Annotated in this window: 2 protein-coding genes and 1 pseudogene; 2 read left to right on the top strand and 1 reads right to left on the bottom strand. The window is 60.2% G+C overall.

Features of this window, described 5'->3' with window-relative positions; translation table 11 throughout:
* Positions 1–130 precede the first annotated feature (130 nt).
* Positions 131–875 (bottom strand): annotated as a pseudogene (locus AC1VAN_RS18155) (site-specific integrase).
* 476 nt (positions 876–1,351) lie between these two features.
* On the opposite strand from AC1VAN_RS18155, the gene AC1VAN_RS18150 reads away from it, so the two are divergent.
* On the top strand, positions 1,352–1,882 hold the full coding sequence (locus AC1VAN_RS18150; protein ID WP_442251547.1) for a hypothetical protein: 531 nt from the start codon (positions 1,352–1,354) through the stop codon (positions 1,880–1,882).
* Positions 1,866–2,563 (top strand): hypothetical protein (locus tag AC1VAN_RS18145; protein WP_480986372.1); only part of this gene is annotated, 698 nt, incomplete at its 3' end. The genes AC1VAN_RS18150 and AC1VAN_RS18145, both read left to right, overlap by 17 nt.

Here is a 2,563-nt window from a genome sequence, read left to right as displayed (position 1 = left end):
TCGCTGACGCTTCGTCAAACAGCTCAGAAGGCATAGTTTGGGGTATCGCTTTTTTACTAGGCCGCTTCAGTTAGTTTTATTGAATTCAATAACTTGCGCATGGCAGGCATTGCCTTAGAGGCGTTGCCGTTCAGTCCTCAAGCAAGCGAGCAGCAGGGTTCGCCGTGGCACCGCCCGTCTGGAAGTACCCCACGACACTCGAGACTGACCGGTGCTCGGTCAGCTGCATAATTGCCGGCAGCGCGACGCCTTGGCGACTGGCCTCAGTGACGAAACCGGACCGCAGGCTGTGGGCCCCAAAATCCCCCTCCAATCCCGCCAGGCGTGCCCGCCGCTGGATGATCTCTCCTACCGCAGCGGGGGATAGGGCGGGGCCCACCCGTTGTTTCCAGAGCCTCCGGAAGATCGCCCCCTCGGTGAGGCCTGATGCCTCCAGCCAGTCCTGGAGGGCGAGGGCGGCCCGATCCAGCACCGGCTTGTCCGGCGTGGAGGTCGCGGTGACGCCGGCCTGCTGGGTCTTGCTGTGCTCCAGCCGGTAGATATAGCCGGCCGCGCCGATTCGGCGCAGGTCACGCAGGTCGGCGGCGGCGATCTCACTGCGGCGACGCCCGCCGCTGGCAAACCCGAAGCAGAGTAGAGCGCGATCCCGAATTCCTTTTGCGTGGGCGCTCGCCGCGCTTGACCGCGGCCCGCGCCGCGCGGCTGAGCACGGTGCGGATTGCCGGCTGCTCGCAGGGATTGGTGGCTTGTTTGAGCCGGTGTGCGGTGGACAGCACGGCAACGTGATGGCGCACGGTGGCCAGGGTCCAAGGCCCAAGTTTGGCTTTCAGGCCGGCCGCCACCAAGGCCTGATCGACGACCGGCTGCTGGAGCACGTATTCCTGTTACCTTGAAGTCCATACATTTCAACAGTCTACTGAGGCGGAGCCCCATAACCTAGCAATCTGAATAGAGGGCGCCAACAGGTATATGTGTTACTTATTCGCTGGCTACACGTACTTCTGTTACTAGTTCAGCGCGGACTTTGGTACGACCGCCCAATCGGYTGCGCCCCAAGCCTTTCGGGAGTAGCGTGGCGAAGCACGCCAGCGACCTTTCCTCACGCAGTGATAGGAAATCGGCCTGGACCATGTTGACCGCGAAGCACAACCAAGCCCGAATGCATCCTGTGGATGCCTAGACCGCTGCCCCTGCGGCGAGGTCTGTTTGGAGCAGGGTAATGAGCGTTACGACCAAAGCCAGGCAACGCCGACTTGGTGTGCGGCAAGCCCGGACAAGCAACTCAGCAAACCTCTGGACGCTGCAGTCTCCGGCAGCTGAGTGCCCGGTGACGCTGAGTGGTGACTTGAGGATGAAGCTCTTCTTCTATTGCGAAGGCGACGCAAGCGTCCGTGAAGCAGAGTTTCGCGAGCCACTGATACAGGTGCACCTAGGCAGCGGCTCAATCTGCCTTGATGCGCTCACTACACTGACAGATGGCTCTATTCAGGCACGGTTGATCGACGATGGATCAGACCGGGCCCGGCGGGGTATCGAAGCGCTGACTGCAGAGTGCGGCTATTCAGTTTCTGTTTTTAGTACACGTGATTTTGGTCAGGCGAAGATGAGGATCCGCAACTGGCAGGCGGCAATCTCTGCTTTTCACCGTTGCCGCGGTTCCGATCTCAGTTCTCTGGCAAAAGAAGTCGAATCGATGGTCCGGCGACGGGGCAAGGCGACCCTGGGAGAGGCCATACGAGGCCTTAAACAAGCGCACCCAGCGGTGGTGGTAGGAGCTGCGGTTCTTGCGCTGCGCGCCCGATCCATCAGCTCGGACATGGATGTCCACCCATGGTCTGTGCACACAAGGCTGTTCAGGTGTGGACATGACCCCGGCCATTAAGTTCAACCGGAGGACGCTCCCGGCAGAATTTGCGGACTACAGAGAGTGGCCGGCTTGTGAAACCAGTCTGCTGGACCAGGCTGATCTGGTGCTGTTTCAGCAAAGACGCCAAGCCCTGGTTGCGTACTTAAGTGGCCTCCCAACTGCCGCGATAGCCTCTCGGTTCGGAATCGAGCGTACTGAGGTACTACGGTACCTCAATCGCTGCGTCGCGATCATGGGCGATGGCCAAATTGTGGGTTGGGCTGGCATCCTCAAGGGATTTCGCACGCAAAAGCCAACGCGATCCAAGCCGCTAAGCGCGATGCCAAGCCTGTCATTCGGCGGCTATACGGGCGCCCTGTCAGCATTGTTCGCTGCGCAGCCGGATGTTCAGTTCACCCTGGACAAGTACCTCGCCACTGGCATCACTCCAGACGGGGCGAAACAAGGGCGTGTTACGAGCAAGAAGGCACATCAAGTCTTTCTCGATCTCTGTCGTGGTTCCGGCTTGGGCAAGAATGCATGGCCATTCTGTGTCAGTCGGCACGGCAGAGAGGCCATATGCGAGTACGTGAAGCAGTTCTTCACTGCGAACCACGAGAGGGTTGCATCCCTGCAGTACGGCGAAGAGTGCAGACAGCGTTCAAGGAGGCCCGGCGGACAACCCGAAGGACCCGTGGCCTTAGCCCCGTTTGAGAT

It is taken from the genome of Stenotrophomonas sp. 05L44_2 (assembly GCF_056665995.1).
This window is presented reverse-complemented; position numbering and strand designations above follow the sequence as displayed.

Bases quoted from the DNA above. Each gene is read 5' to 3' on its own strand.
- AC1VAN_RS18150 (WP_442251547.1), top strand. From the start codon at position 1,352: ATGAAGCTCTTCTTCTATTGCGAAGGCGACGCAAGCGTCCGTGAAGCA.